Raw genomic sequence first — 13422 nt, 5'->3', positions numbered from 1 at the left:
CCGCTGCTCGTTCACTCGTTCGATGGGTTTGAAGGTGCTCGGCCGCGGGAGTAGCCCCCCGGCGGACGCGTTGTCAGTGTGTCCCGTTACGTTCCTCCCATCGCAGACCAGCAGCTGGGAGGAGAGCGGCCGTGACGTGGGTGGAAGCGGGGACGGGCGGCTATCAAGTCGCGCTCGACGACGAGGGCAGGGTGGTGTGCCGCAACGCGGCCGGCCGCCCCTTGAAGTCCCTTCCGTCGAAGCTGAACGACGATCCGGTGGTCACCGGGCTCAAGCAGCTCACCGAGTGGCTCGCCGCGCACCGGCGGGGCTGCCTGGAGGACGTCGAGCGGTGGATGGTCCGCTCGCTGCCCGTGCCCGCCGCGGTCCTCGTCGCGGTCTGGCCCGACGAGGCCTGGCAGGAGGTCCTGCGCGACCTGGTGGTCACCGGGGCCGGCGGCGAGGTCGCCGGGTTCCTGCGCGGCGCCGACGCCGAGCGCGGGCTCGGCCTGGTCGACCTCGACGGGGACACCGTGCGCCTCACCGACGGCGAGATCCGGATACCCCACCCCGTCCTCCTGGAGGACTTGGACGAGCTGCGCGAGTTCGCCGTCGAGCTCGGGGTCTCCCAGCAGGTGCAGCAGCTGTACCGGGAGGTCTGGCACCGCCCGGCGGAGGCCGCGCCCGGCACCGAGGTCACCGCCTACTCCGGCGGTCGCTACAAGGAGTTGCGCGAGCTGCTCGGCAGGTGCGCCCGGCTCGGCTACCGGGTGCGCGGCGGCCACGCCGTGTTGCCCGTCGTCGAGGGCGGCCTCGCCCTGGAGGCCCGCGTCTGGGTCGGGGACTACTACGAGTACGACGCGTGCGAGACGGGCGCGCTCAGTTGGGCGGGCCCGGACGGCAAGGTCCTGCCGCTGGCCGAGGTCGGGCCGGTCGCCTGGTCCGAGGGCATGCGGATGGCCGCCGCGCTGCACGCCGGCCGCACGATCGAAGGGGAGGAGCCCGCATGAGCACCACCGAACTGCACGAGCGCCTGCTGGACGCCGGAGCGGTCCTCCCGGCGGGCACGCTGCCCGGCGCCGGGCAGCCCGACAGCGCCGCGGACGTCCTGACCGCCCGCAGCTACGCCCACCCCGCGCTCGACGGGCGCCGCGTCGTCCGGCTCGTCCCGGGCGCGCTCGGGCCCGCCGAGGACCTCGCGGTCGACTTCCTCGGCCTGAAGCCCGCCGGGGAGCCGGCCGAGGTCGGCCAGGTGCGCCAGGAGGCGCTGGGCTTCCCCGCCTGGGCGCTGGTCCACGACCCGGCGAACGGCCACCACGCGCTCGCCCTGGTCAAGGAGATGGAGCGGCTCGCCCGGCAGGCCAAGTCCAAGCCCGGCCACGCCAAGGACGGCTTCGAGGCGCTCGCCGTGCGCCTCGGCCGCGCCGTGCCGCACTTCCTGCCGACCTACTGCGAGGAGGTCGGCCGGATCTTCGTCGAACAGGGCAACCAGAGCTACGCCGGCACCTTCTTCGGCAAGGCCCGCGAGGCCGAGCGCACCCACAGCCTCACCGTGGACGAGGAGCGGCTGCGCGCCGTCTTCCTGGAGTTCGCGCTGGCCGGCGCGCTCACCGTCAAGGCGCTGCGCCAGTACGTCAAGGAGCTGAGCGGCCGGCTCGACCCGCTGACCGCCTGGCAGCGCTTCCGCCAGCTCTGCACCGAGCGCTCGGCCGCCGGCATGGCCCCCTACGCCGGGGTCGCCGAGGACGCCCGCGCCCTGATCCGGGCCGCCGGGCTGGACCGCACCGAGCACGAGCAGGCCCTGCTCGCCGAGCTGCTCGCCTCACCCGCCGTCAACCGGGCACCCGGCGCGTTCTGGAAGTCCTGGCACGGCGCCGTCGTCGAGCTCGGCCGGCGGGACGAGAGCGTCCGCGCCCGCCTGCTGGAGATCCTGCCCGACCCGGCCGGCGTCTCCGACCAGAGCGCCCAGGACGCCTCCTGGCTCGCCGTCCTCGCCGAGAGCGGCGCCGAGCAGCTGCTGACCGGCCCGCCCGCCGGGGGCGCGGCAGGTCAGGCCCCCGACACCCAGGCCGTCGCGGCCGAGCCGGCCGCCGCCTGGCTGCAGCGCTGGGTGGGCCACATCGGCCGGGGCTGGCGCAACCGCGGCCTCAGCACCGAGACCGTCGCCCTGGCCGCCCGGATGGCCGAGCGGCTGCGCGCCGACGGCGTCCCGGTGGACCTCTTCACCGGAGTGCGGCGCAGCCCCACCCAGATCGAGCTGCTGGACCTCCTGCTCGCCGAGGGCGTCCCGGTCGCCGACCCGGCCGACGGGTACGGCCTCGACCTCGACGACTGGGTCCGGGCGTCCGGCCCCGACGGCCGCACCCTCGCCGCCGTCGCCGCCGACCCGCGGCTGCGCCCCGCACTGCGCGCCGCCGTGCCCAACAGCTGGACGGCCGCCGCGCTCAAGCAGCTGCCCGCCCTCCCGGTGCTGCGCGAACTGTTCGTCGAGTGGTCCGACGCGCGGGCCGACGAACTCCTCGCCGCACGCGGCCTGGCGAGCGCCGCCGACCTGCTGGGGAAGCTGCGCGGCAGCCGCACCGCGATCCTCGCCGAGAACCCGGCCGCCGCCGAGCGGATCGCCGGTCTCGACGTCACCGGCCTGCTCGCCCGCACCCTGCGCACCGGCATCCTCGACGAGCTCGGCTGGCCCGCGCTGGAGGACGCGCTCGGCAGGCTGGGCATCGAGCCGGGCGACGCGCCCGGTGGTCCGGCCGGTAAGGAGCTGCCCGAGGGCCTCGCCATCGAGGACGCCTGGCCCCAGCTGATCCTGGTCCACCGGGGCCGGGCCGTGGTGGTCGGCCCGCAGGGCGTCCTGCTGGAGCACGCCCTGCGCATCCCCGACAAGCTGGAGCACTGGCAGCGGCCCCGGCTGCGCTTCGTCGACGGCGAGCTGCTGGTCGCCTGGTACCGGGAGGGCAAGCAGTACGCCTACTGGTCCGGCCGCCCCGCCGAGACCTTCGAGCTCGGCGGCGAGACCATCGTCCGCTACTACGGCGGCCGGCAGAATCCGGACACCCCGTCCCTCCCGCTGCCCGGCGGCGGCCGGACCACCGGCGAGCGCCCGCTGCACGCCGGCGACACCCGGATGCCCACCGAGCACCAGGTGATCGGCGACGGCACCGGCCACTGGACGGTCCGTCACGGCCAGTCCGGCGCCGCCCTCACCGAGCTGGACCCGGCCACCGGCACCCTGGGCCGCGCCGCCGAACCGCCCCGGATCGCCGCCACCGCGGCGGCCGGCCGCCTCGACGTCGACCGCACCCGGCTGCTGCCGATGCAGCCCGGCCTGGAGGCCACCCCGCTCGGCACCGACGGCGCCGCGCTCGGCAGCTGGGTCCGGGTCGACGGGCTGCGGGTCACCACCGGCACCGCCGACGGCTCCACCCTCGTCCTCACCGGCCGGGGTCGGTACGCCGAGCAGTTCCCGGTCGGCCGGCTCGGCCTGCCCGGCGACGCCCACCCGCTGGTCGTCGAGGCGCGCGGCGGCGGCCTCGGCCTCGCCCTGCCCGACGCCGACGGCACCGGCGGCGACACCACCACCGACCTCGGCAGCTGCCGGCCCGGCGGGCTGGAGGCCGCCGGTACCGCGCTCGTCCCCCCGCTCGTCCACTGGCACGCCCTGCGGCCGCGCGACGAGGCGGGCTCGCACGTCCTGCGCGGCCTGACCGAGCGGCAGGCCGCCCGGCTGATCGACGCCGCCTGGCCGGTGGACGTCGAACCGGCCGCCGAGGGCGAGCAGCGCTGGCTCACCGTCCAGGGGGTGCGACGCCTGCTCGCGGGTGGCAAGGCGGCCCGGCGCACGGTGCCCGTCGAGGCGGTCGGCGCGGTGCTGCCCGGCATCGACCACCCGCTGCTGCGGGCCGGCGTCGCCGGGCTCGCCCGGGCCGCCGCCGACCTGCTCGCCCGGGCCGCCCGCTTCGTCCCGCAGCCCGAGGCCGAGGCCCGCCCCAAGGCCGGCACCGCCCGGACGGGCGCCGCCCACCGGCCCGAGCACGGGCGCGACCAGGACCTCCGCGAGGCGGTGGAGATCCTGCTGCCCGGCGTCGGGGGCTTCGGCCGCTCCTGGGAGCGCGACGAGCAGTGGCGGGTGCTCGGCAACCTGCGCACCGTCCTCGCCGTCCTCGCCGACCCGCCGGCGGCGCCGCAGGGCGCCGAGGGCTGGTCCACCCCGCTCCAGGTCGAGCTGGAGGGGGACGACAACCACCACGGCTGGCTGCACGTCCTCGGGCACCTGGGCACCCTCGCCTACGCCGCGGCCGCCCCGCTCACCGGCGCGGCCGAGCGGTCGGCGCTCGCCCTGCTGCTCACCGAGCTCACCCGCGGGCCGCTCGCCGACCGCGGCGCCACCCTGCGCGAGCTCACCCTCACCGAGCCGCTCGGCACCTTCGTCGACCCCGACGGCACCGAACGCAAGCACCAGCCGCGGGCCGGTCAGGTCCTGCGACACGGGGCCCGCACCGTGGTCGTCCTCGGCTGCCGCCACCACCGCGACGACCGGGTGCACTGGCTCGCCGTCGACCACGACCCGAGCGGTGCCTTCGGCCCGGTCGCCCACTTCGGCACCACCGAGGAACGCACCACCGAGGAGGCCGTCACCGCCGACTGGACGGCGCGGTTCACCACCCTGCTCGCCCTGCACGGCGGCTTCACCCGGGAGCCCGAGCAGGCCGCCGCGTTCGGCGGGCTGACCGGCATCGGCGCCACCCGCGCCGCCCTGCTGCTCAGCCCCACAGACACCCTCTTCCAGTGGTACGGCAACGTGCTCCCCGCCGACCGGCTCAAGGAGTACGGCCTCAAGTCGACCGAGGCCCGGGCCGCCCGCGACTGGCTGCGCGGCCGCGACCGGACCGGCCTCACCGCCGTCTGGACGGCGCTACTGCCCGCCGACCCGAAGGCCCTCTGGACGGAGGGGCCGGACACCGCCGCCGGGGCCGGGCGGTGGACGGAGCGGTTCGGAAAGCTCGTCACCCTGCCCGAGGACGCCCAGGCCGCCGTCAGCGGCGTCGGCATCGAGCACATCGAGGAGGTCCTCAACCCCGCCCGGACGCCCTGGCTCAGCCGCACCACCGGCTACCGGGTGCGCGCCGACGAGGACGGCGGGCCGGTGCGCCTGCTCGCCGACGACCCGGACGCCTTGCCCGGCAACGCCGGCCTGGGCGGAGCCGTCGACGCCCTGCGCTGGCTCGCCTACCACCTGCCCGCCGACAGCCCGCTGCGCCCGCTGCTGCCGCAGGCCGTCGCCGCGCTGCGCGGCCGGCTCGCCGACCCGGGGCTGCTGCTGGGCTACGACCTGCACCGCACCGCCAAGAACGAGAAGCTGTCCCCGCTGCTGCGCACCCGCTACGGCCTGCCGGCCGAGGGCGGCGCAGACGCCGACGGCCTGGTCCGCTGCGGGGACGCCCTCGTCCTCGCCCCCGGCTACGGCGACGACGAGCACGCCTGGCTGCGTCCGGCCGGGCTCACCGGCGGCGACGACCCGCTGCTGGAACTGCTGGACGGGCTCTGCGCCGACTACTGGTTCGGGAGCCAGCGGCCCGCGCTGGCGGCGATCCTGGGCGGCGAACTGGAGCGCCTGGTGACGCCGGTGGAGCTCGCGTCCGACCCGGCGGCGGACGGTGCCGCGGGTGCCGGTGCCGCTGCCGGGGCGGCCCGCTGGGCGCAGAACCCGCAGCTCAGCGCGGACCGGCTGGTCGCCGAGGTGGCCGCCGCCCGCGGCCTCGGCGCGGACGCCGCCGCGCTCTACCTCCAACTGCTCGCCCTGCCCGACCCGACGGACCGCAACGTCGCCCGCTGGACGGGCTGGAAGCCCGCCCGGCTGAAGCGGGCCCGGGCCGAACTCGCCGCCACCGACCTGGTGCTGGAGGCCAAGCGGGCCCGGGCCGGCCGCAGCCTCTTCCTGCCCGGCGGCTGGCAGGAGGCCAAGGCCCCCGGCCTGCCGGCGGAGACCTGGAAGGCCGGTCTGTACGAACTGCCCACCCACCACGCCGTCCTGCCGCACCTGTCCGTCCCGGAGCTGTTCGCCCGGGCCTGGCAGCGGGTCGGCGACGGGGACGTCCCCGGTTACGAAGAGCTCCGCACCAGCAAGCGCAGGAAGGCCCGCCGATGAGCACCGCCGTGAAGGACCAGCCCGCCGACTCCACGGCCCGGCAGATCGTCCCGCCCGAGGAGAAGTACGCCGCCGAACTGGAGTTCCTGGCCGCCTACGACTCCGGCCCGCGCCCGCCCGGCTGGCGGCTCACCCCGCGCGCCGTGGTCACCTTCGTGATGGGCAGCGGCGGCGAGAAGCTCAAGGCCGGGCGGAAGAGCCTGGCCGTCGAGCAGAAGTTCGTCGGCGAGCGGGCGCTGGTCGAGCGCTGTGTCGTCACCCTCGCCGGGGAGCGCGGCCTGCTGCTCGTCGGCGAGCCCGGCACCGCCAAGTCGATGCTCTCCGAACTGCTCGCCGCCGCTGTCTGCGGCACCAGCGCGCTCACCGTCCAGGGCACCGCCGGCACCACCGAGGACCAGCTCAAGTACGGGTGGAACTACGCCCTGTTGCTGGCCAAGGGGCCCAGCCGGGAGGCCCTGGTGCCCTCGCCGGTGCTCACCGCGATGACCGCCGGTGCGGTCGCCCGGGTCGAGGAGGTCACCCGCTGCCTGCCCGAGGTGCAGGACGCGCTGGTCTCGCTGCTCTCCGAACGGCGCATCGCCGTACCCGAGTTGGCGGGCAGCCCGGACGGCCAGCTGCACGCCGCCGCAGGCTTCACCCTGATCGCCACCGCCAACCTGCGGGACAAGGGCGTCAGCGAGATGTCCGCCGCCCTCAAGCGGCGGTTCAACTTCGAGACCGTCGGCCCGATCGGCAGCCTGGCCGCCGAGGTCGAGCTGGTCCGCCGTCAGTCCACCGCCGCCGTCGCCCGGGCCGGCGCCGCGTACGCGGTGGACGACGCGGTGCTGGAGGCACTGGTCACCGCCTTCCGGGACTTGCGCACCGGCCGTTCCACCGAGGGCTGGGACGTCGAGCGGCCGTCCACCGTGATGAGCACCGCCGAGGCGGTCTCGGTGGCCACCGCGCTGGGCGTCAGCGCCGCCTACCTCCCCGACGGCGGGGATCTCCTCGGGCGGCTGCCCGGTCAGCTGATCGGCGTCGTCCGCAAGGACGACCCGGCCGACGCCGCCCGGCTGCTCGGCTACTGGGACGGCCCGGTCCGCCGCCGTGCCGAACAGGGCGCCGCCACCTGGCGCATGCTCTGGGACCTGCGTTCGGCCCTGGAGGCGTGAGGCGATGACGAGGAGCAGCGCGGTGATGCCCGGCGGTGTCGCACCGGGCGGGGCGGTGTCCGGCGGGCCCGGTACCGGGGGAGCGCACCGTGGCGAGCCCGGGTGGTCGGGCGGCCCCGCCACGTCCGGCGACCACGGTGACCCCGGCGACCACGGTGACCCCGGCGACCACGGCGACCCGCGCGGGGTCGTCGAGGCGGAGGCGGCGCGGCTGGCCGCCTCGGGGGTCGGCAGGCCCGGGCCCTACCTGATCGGGGTCCGGCACCATGCGCCGTCGCTCAGCGCGGTGGTGCCCGCGCTGCTCGACGCGGCCCGGCCCGAGGTGGTGCTGGTCGAGCTGCCCGCCGAGTTCCAGCCCTGGCTGGGCTGGTTGGCCGACGAGTCCACCACGGCGCCCGTCGCCCTCGCCGCCGCCCCCGGCCGGTCCGAGGACGGTGCCGGGGAGGGGGCCGGGGCGGGGGCCGCCGGGCTCGCCTTCTACCCGTTCGCGGACTTCTCCCCGGAGCTGGCCGCGCTGCGCTGGGCCCGCCGCAACGGCGTGCCGGCCCTCGCGTGCGACCTGCCGCTCGCCCGGCGGGCCGAGGCCCGCCGCCCGGCCGGGCGCCCGGCGGCGGGCGGCCGCCCCGGCGTCGCCGACGCGCTGCGCCACCGGCTCACCGGGCGGGACGACGAGGACCTCTGGGACCGCCTGGTCGAGACGGCCGCCCCCGGGTCCACCCCGGAGGCCGTCCGCCGCGCCGCGCTGCTGGTCGGCTGGGCGATGCGCCGCGACGCGGCGGAGGCCGACGGCGTCGACCCGTACGACCTGCGGCGCGAGGCCTGGATGCGCTCGCGCATCAGGGCCGCCGCAGCCGACGGACGCCGGGTCGCCGCCGTCGTCGGGGCGTTCCACGCGCCCGCGCTGCTCGACGACGCGGACGCGGCCACCCTCGGCGCTGATCCCGAGGGCGAGGGCGAGAACGGGGACGGCGGCCACGTCGTCTCGTTGATCCCCTACACCTACCCGCTGCTCGACGCCCGCTCCGGCTACCCGGCGGGCATCCGCGACCCCGAGTGGCAGCACACGGTGCTCGACGCGGGCGGGGACCGGGAGCGGCTCGCCGACGCGCTGACCGGCACCGCGGTGCGCATCTGCCAGGCGCTGCGCGCCCAGGACCACCCCTCCGGCCCGGCCGACGCCCGCGAGATCGTCCGGCTCGCCGGGGACCTCGCACGGCTGCGCGGGCTGGCCGCCCCTGGCCGGGGCGAGCTGGTCGAGGCGGTGCAGACCGTCCTCGCCCAGGGGGAGCCGTACGGCCGGGGCCGGGCCGTCGCCCGTGCGCTGGAGCGGGTCCTGGTCGGCACCCGGACCGGCCGGGCCGCACCCGGCGCCCCGCGCAGCGGTCTCGCGCCGGCCATCGAGGCGGCCCTCACCGAACTCGGCCTCCCCGGCCCGGGCGACACCGCCGAGGCCGCCCCGCGCGAACTACGGCTCGATCCGCTGCGTTCACCCCTCGACCGCCGCCGCGATCTGCTCCTGCACCGCCTCGCCGCCTGCGGCGTTCCGTACGGCGAACCGGTGTCCGGGGTGGGGGCGGGCGGCACCGAGACGCTCGGCGCCCGCTGGCGGGTGCACTGGACCCCGACCGTCGCCGCCATGCTGACGATCGCCGGCACCCGCGGCGTCACCCCGGTCCAGGCGGCCGAGGGCGCGCTGCGGGAACGGCTGCGCCGCGAGCAGCAGGTCGACGGCCCCACCGCGCGCGAGGTGCTCCAGGGCCTCGCCGACGCCGCCGCCTGCGGGCTGCCCGCGCTCGCCGACACCCGCCTCGCCCAGCTCACGGCCGTCCTCCCGCAGTCGGGCACGCTCCCCGAACTCCTGGACGCCCTGGCCCTGCTGGACCGTCTCGTCGCCGGTCATGTCCCCGGCCTGGCGCCCGAGGTCGGGCCGGCCCGGTCCGAGGGTGGGAGCGAGGAACGGACGGACGGCCCGTCGGATCCCGTCCGGTCCGCCGGCGAGGCTGCTGCGGCCCTGCCCGAGGGCCGTCCGTCGGCCGGGCCGGCCGGGCGGCCCGAAGGGTGGCTCGACGCGCTGGTGGCGGCGGGCGAGTTGCTGACCGAGGCGGCGGTGCGCCAACTGGAGGGGCTGGGCGGGTCGGACGATCCCGCCGACGCCCGGGCCCTGGTGGAGCTGGCCCGCCGGGCCGACCTGTCCGGTGGAGTGCGCCTCGGCCACACGCTGACCGAACTCGCCGACGGCGGGAGCCCGTTGGTCCGGGGAGCGGCCGGTGCGGTGCGGGTGCTGCTCGGGCAGGACAGTCCGACGGCGTTCGGCGGCCGCGCGGCCTCCTGGGTCGACGGGGCCACCGACACCGGTACCCGGCAGGCCCTCGGCCGCTCGCTGGTCGGTCTGCTGACGGCGGCCGAGGGGCTCTTCGCCACCGCCCCCGAGGTGCTCGAACCGGTGCTGGAGCGGGTCACCGCCCTGCCGGACACCGCCTTCCTGGACCGGCTGCCCGCGCTGCGCGGCGGCTTCGACGCCCTCTCCCCGGCCGCGCGCGACCGGCTGCTGACGCTGGTCGAGGAGCGTCTCGGCAGCCGCCTGCACGCCCTGCCGGACACGGTCGCGCCCGAGCTGCTCGCCGCCTGGGCCCGCGCGGACCTCGCCGCCCGCGCCGCGCTGGACCGGCGCGCTCTGCTCCCGGAGCCGCTCACCGGGCCGACGGACGGGCCGCTCGCCGGGCCGGCGGCCGCACCGGAGCACCCCGTCCGGCCCAGCCCCGAAGCAGCCGGCCCGGGACGGGGCACCCCGGGGCGGGCCACCTCCGAGCCCGCTTCGCATGCGCTCGCGCCCGCCGAGCGCTGGCGGCTGCTGCTCGGTCGGCCGGGCAACGGCGGCCTCGGTGGGCGGGGCGCCCGGCTCGCCACCGCGCTCGACGAGCTGTACGGCACCGGGCACGGCGAGGGATCCGGCCCCGGCCTGGACGGCCGGGGCGGCGCCGGCGGCAACCGGGGCGGCCGCGAGGCGCCCTACCCGGGAGTGCGCGAGTGGTCCGAGGAGCTGACCGCGCTGTTCGGACCGGGCATCCGCGAGGAGGTGCTCGCCGCCGCCGTGGGCCAGGGCCGGACGGACGCGCTGGACGCGATCGACCCGGGCGCCGTCCGCCCGTCCGTCGACCTGCTCCGCACCGTGCTGGAGCACGCCGGTGGCCTGCCCGAGGCGCGGATCGCCGGGCTGCGCCCGCTGGTGCGGCGCCTGGTGGACGAGCTCACCCGGGAGCTGGCGACCAGGCTCCGCCCGGCGCTCACCGGGATCAGCGTGCCGCGTCCGAGCCGGCGGCCCGGCGGCGGGCTGGACCTCGACCGGACGATCCGCGCCAATCTCGCCACCGCCCGCCCGGCCCGTCCGGGGGAGCCGGGCGCCGGCACGGTGATCGTCCCCGAGCGTCCGGTCTTCCGCACCAGGGCCCGCCAGGCGGCCGACTGGCGGCTGATCCTGGTCGTCGACGTGTCCGGGTCGATGGAGTCGTCCACGGTCTGGGCGGCGCTGACCGCCTCGATCCTGGCCGGGGTGCCGGCGTTGAGCACCCACTTCGTCGCCTTCTCCACCGAGGTCGTCGATCTGACCGAGCGGGTGGAGGATCCACTGGGTCTGCTCCTGGAGGTACGGATCGGCGGCGGCACCCACATCGCCACCGGGTTGAAGTACGCCCGGGAGCTGGTGACGGTGCCCTCCCGGACGCTGGTCGCGGTGATCAGCGACTTCGAGGAGGGCGGCCCGATCGGCGGGCTGCTGACGCAGACCCGCGCACTGGTTGACTCCGGCTGCCACCTGCTCGGCTGTGCCGCGCTGGACGACAGCGGGACGGCACGTTACTCGAAGGCGGTCGCGGGCCAACTGGTCGCGGCCGGGATGCCCGTGGCGGCGCTGAGCCCGCTCGAACTGGCCCGCTGGGTGGGGGAGAAGGTCCGATGACAGAGCAGCAGAGTCCGCCGTCCGGCGCGGCCTGGCCGGCCGTCCGCCCGGAGGTGGTCGCCGAGGTGGTGGCGGGCCTGTCGGCCCGTCTGCAGAAGCGGCTGGACGGAGCGGCCGCCAAGCTGGCGGAGCGGCCGGTGCAGCGGTCCGGCGACGAGTGGCGGATCGAGGTGGACGAGGAGACGGCGCTCGTGCTGCACGCGCCGGGCGGAGTGGTCCGGGGCCCGGCCGACGTCCGCTGCGGCTGTCTGCTGGCGCCTGCCTGCGTGCACCGGGCGGCGGCCGTCACGGTCTGCCGCCTCGCCGACGCGGACCTCGAACCGGGCCCGGACACCGGCACCGAACCGGGCCCCGACGCAGGCCCGGAAGGGGAACCGGAAGCGCCCGCCTCCCCCGACACCGCCCCCGACGCCGGCTCGGGCACCGCCGCGGACACCGTCCCCGACTCCCGCGCCGGCGGCCCGCTCACCCCGGCGGAGCAGGCCGCCGTCCGCCACCTGCACCGCGCCGCGGCGGCCGTCCTGGCGGCGGGGGTGGGCGGAGCCGGTGCCGTGCTCCAGGCGGAGCTGCTGCGCGCCGCCCACCGCGCCCGGCTCGCCGGGCTCCACCGGCCGGCCGCCGCGGCGGTCGCCGTGGTGACCCAGGTCCGGGCGGCTCGTTCGGGTGAACCGGACCACCGGCTCGCCGCCCTGGTCGCCGGCCTGCGCGAGCTGCTCGACCTGACCACGGCCCTGACCGGGGCAGCCCCGACCACGGTGGCCCCGACCCCGGCAGCCCCGACCGCCGGGCGCGGTGACCTCGCCGTGCTGCGCGGCACCGCCCGCCAGGCCTACCGCGAGGCGGGCGGGCTGCGGCTGTACGGGTTGTTCGCCGAACCGGTCCTGACCGCCACCCACGCCGGAGTGCTGACCTGGGCGGTGGATGCCACCGGTCGGCTGAGCACCGTCGCGGAGGTCATGCCGCACGCCGACCCGACCACCGCCGCACCGCAGGCGGTCGGGGCCGGGAACCGGGCGGTCCGGTTGGGTGACGCGTTGCTCAGCCATCGCGAGTTCACCCGGGCCGGGCTGGCCGTCCAGGGGGCGACGCGGTCCGCCACCGGCCGGCTCGGCGCGGGCAGCTCGGTCCGGGCGGTCCGGGCCTCGGGTGCGGCGTGGACGGCCGAGCCGGTCGCCGGGCTCTGGGCGGAGCCCCCGGCCGCCCAGGTGGAGCGGGCCCTGGCAGCGGCGGCGCTGCCGTACGAGACCAGGCCGGCCGGGAGCGATCTGCTGTTCCTGGACGTCACACTGCTCGGCGCCGCCCCGTACGGGCCGGGCGGCGCGCCGCAGCTGCTCGCCGACTGCGCGGGGCTGGTGGTCGCGCTGCACGCGGCCCACGACCACCCCGGACTGGCGTACCGGGGCAACCTGGCGTTGCTCGCCACCGCGCCGGGCCTGCGGCTGCGGGTGATCGGCCGGTTGGAGCGTGCCGAGCGCCCGGAGCTGCGGCTGCTCGCGGTGGGCGTGCCGCCCGCCGGGCCCGAGACGGGGGAGCCGGCCCTCGCTCTGCCCGCCGACCGGGCGGCGCGGGTCAACCTGGGCCTGGAACGGCTGCAGACCGCCGATCTCACCCTCGCCACCACCATCGCTCCAGCCGTCCCGGACACCCTCGCCGGCCCGGCCGCCCCGGCCGGGCCCGCTGCTCCGGTCCACCTGCTGGCCCGCCGGGTCGAGCAGGCGGTGACCGGCGGGCGGCAGGGGCTCGCACTCGGCGCGGGCCGGGCGGACACCGGCAGGGCGGAGCTGCGCGCGGCCGGCCTGGCGACGGGGGCCGCCCTGCTGGACGCGCTCCGCGCGGCGGCGGCGGACCACCCCCGGGACGTTTTCGGCCGGATCGTGGCGGACGACCACGCCGCGTTCACCACCGCGTGGCTGGCAGCGGCCTGCTACGGCGAGGAGCTGGCCTCGGCGCTCTGCGCGGGGGGCTGGCAACGGCGGGATCAGGTCAAGCCTGGGTCATAAGAAAGTATTTGCACAGGCAGGTAAAACGCGTCGAATGGCATACTGGGGGGACGGGAAAACGTTCGACCGGTCGTAATACCGTCGACCAGGGCCGGACAAACGACCGGCCGGTCTGCCGACCGGCCACGGGGTCCGCTCCGGCGCCGGGTCCGAGTTCGCGTACGAGCTCGGGCCGGGGTCCGGGCCGGG

Annotated in this window: 5 protein-coding genes; all 5 read left to right on the top strand. The window is 77.6% G+C overall.

The genetic code is table 11. The features are described 5' to 3' along the window. The first annotated feature begins 131 nt into the window (after window positions 1-131). Genes ACFVYI_RS19490 through ACFVYI_RS19470 form a run of 5 tightly spaced genes read left to right on the top strand, consistent with a single transcriptional unit; the run spans window position 132 to window position 13233 of the window. Window positions 132-989: a DUF4132 domain-containing protein gene (locus ACFVYI_RS19490; protein WP_387887027.1), complete on the top strand. Its 858-nt coding sequence runs from the start codon at window positions 132-134 to the stop codon at window positions 987-989. Beyond that, window positions 986-6127: a hypothetical protein gene (locus ACFVYI_RS19485; protein ID WP_387887025.1), complete on the top strand. Its 5142-nt coding sequence runs from the start codon at window positions 986-988 to the stop codon at window positions 6125-6127. The genes ACFVYI_RS19490 and ACFVYI_RS19485 overlap by 4 nt, the downstream gene beginning before the upstream one ends. Continuing rightward, window positions 6124-7278 (top strand): AAA family ATPase, encoded by a 1155-nt coding sequence (locus ACFVYI_RS19480; RefSeq protein ID WP_387887023.1) that lies wholly within the window; start codon window positions 6124-6126, stop codon window positions 7276-7278. Before ACFVYI_RS19485 ends, ACFVYI_RS19480 begins: the two co-directional genes overlap by 4 nt. 4 nt (window positions 7279-7282) lie before the next feature. Next, the gene (locus ACFVYI_RS19475; RefSeq protein ID WP_387887020.1) at window positions 7283-11233 is read left to right on the top strand and encodes a DUF5682 family protein; all 3951 of its coding nucleotides are present in this window, start codon (window positions 7283-7285) and stop codon (window positions 11231-11233) included. Next, on the top strand, window positions 11230-13233 hold the full coding sequence (locus ACFVYI_RS19470; RefSeq protein WP_387887018.1) for a hypothetical protein: 2004 nt from the start codon (window positions 11230-11232) through the stop codon (window positions 13231-13233). The genes ACFVYI_RS19475 and ACFVYI_RS19470 overlap by 4 nt, the downstream gene beginning before the upstream one ends. Window positions 13234-13422 lie beyond the last annotated feature (189 nt).

This window comes from Kitasatospora sp. NPDC058218 (assembly GCF_042882445.1).
GTDB lineage: Bacteria > Actinomycetota > Actinomycetes > Streptomycetales > Streptomycetaceae > Kitasatospora.
The sequence above is the reverse complement of the archived record's forward strand: the minus strand, read 5'-3'. Positions and strand labels throughout refer to the sequence as shown.